A 1,270-nucleotide genomic window follows, 5' to 3' on the forward strand; every position below is an offset into this window, starting at 1 on the left:
CCAGGGCAATCGTACCGACCCGACATACCCCACCGCAAAACATCGTTCACCTTCATAGCCTTACACACCCCCTGTTCACAGCCGCAGAAAGTGTGTAGTTTCCTGGCTTTTTGGGCTTCCCATGAAGACAGGAGTGATGCCGCTGATGCAGGTGTTTGTTTCGATCTCCGATCCGCGCAGCCCTCGGCACACACAGCACGATCTGGCCGAACTCCTGACGGTCGTGGTGTGCGGGGTGCTCAGTGGCGCGGACGACTTTGTCGGCATCGAGGAGTGGGCCAAGTTGAAACTCGACTGGCTGCGGGGCTTCATGAAGCTTGAGCAGGGCATCCCGTCCCACGACACGCTGGCCCGCGTGTTCGGGCTGATTTCGCCCGACGAGTTCGAGGCCGCCTTCCGGCGCTGGGTGGGGATGGTGATCCCGGCGCTGGCCCAAGACACGGTGGTGGCGATCGACGGCAAGACCAGCCGCCGCTCGCACAACAAGAATGACGCCGACTCCCATCCGCTGCACCTGGTGAGCGCCTTCGCCGCCGGCCTCGGGGTTGTACTGGGGCAGAAGGCCACCGAAGAGAAGTCCAATGAGATCACCGCCATCCCCGAGCTGCTCAAGACCCTGGCGCTCCAGGGGACGATCGTGACCATCGACGCAATGGGTACCCAGACCAAGATCGCCGAAACGATCCGCAGAGGCGAGGCCGACTATGTGCTGTGCGTGAAGGACAATCACCCGAATCTGCTCGATTCGATCATGTTTGCCGGGCTGGGCCCCGAGGGCGCGCTGCAGCCCTGTTCGACCGACGAGGTCACGGCCACGAAACCGAACCACGGCCGTCTCGAGGTGCGCCGCTGCTGGGCCTACGACGCGGTAGATCGGCTCTACAAGCATGAACAGTGGAAAGACATCCGCAGCTTCGCCATCATCGAGCGCGAGCGCACGCAGGACGGGCGGACGAGCATTGAGCGCGCGTATTTCATCAGCAGCCTGCCCGCCGACGCCGCACGCCTGGCCCGCGCCGTGAGAGGCCATTGGGAAGTGGAAAACCGGCTCCATTGGTGCCTCGATGTTCAGCTCGCCGACGACCAGTCCCGCACGCGGAGCGGCTTTGCGGCCAACAACCTCGCGATCGTCCGCCATATCGTGATGAATCTGTTGCGCCTCAACACCACCAGCAAGGTGGGAATAAAGAACAAAAGACTGATGGCTTCGGCGTCTGACGAGTTTCGGGCGGAAGTGCTCGGATTCATGACGTGACGGTGCGATTGCCCT

1 protein-coding gene is annotated in these 1,270 nt (G+C 62.4%); it reads left to right on the plus strand.

The genetic code is table 11. The features are described 5' to 3' along the window. Positions 1-121 precede the first annotated feature (121 nt). The gene (locus tag ZRA01_RS20240; protein ID WP_141355173.1) at positions 122-1,255 is read left to right on the plus strand and encodes an ISAs1 family transposase; all 1,134 of its coding nucleotides are present in this window, start codon (positions 122-124) and stop codon (positions 1,253-1,255) included. Positions 1,256-1,270: the final 15 nt, after the last annotated feature.

This window comes from Zoogloea ramigera, from assembly GCF_006539865.1.
GTDB classification, from domain to species: domain Bacteria; phylum Pseudomonadota; class Gammaproteobacteria; order Burkholderiales; family Rhodocyclaceae; genus Zoogloea; species Zoogloea ramigera.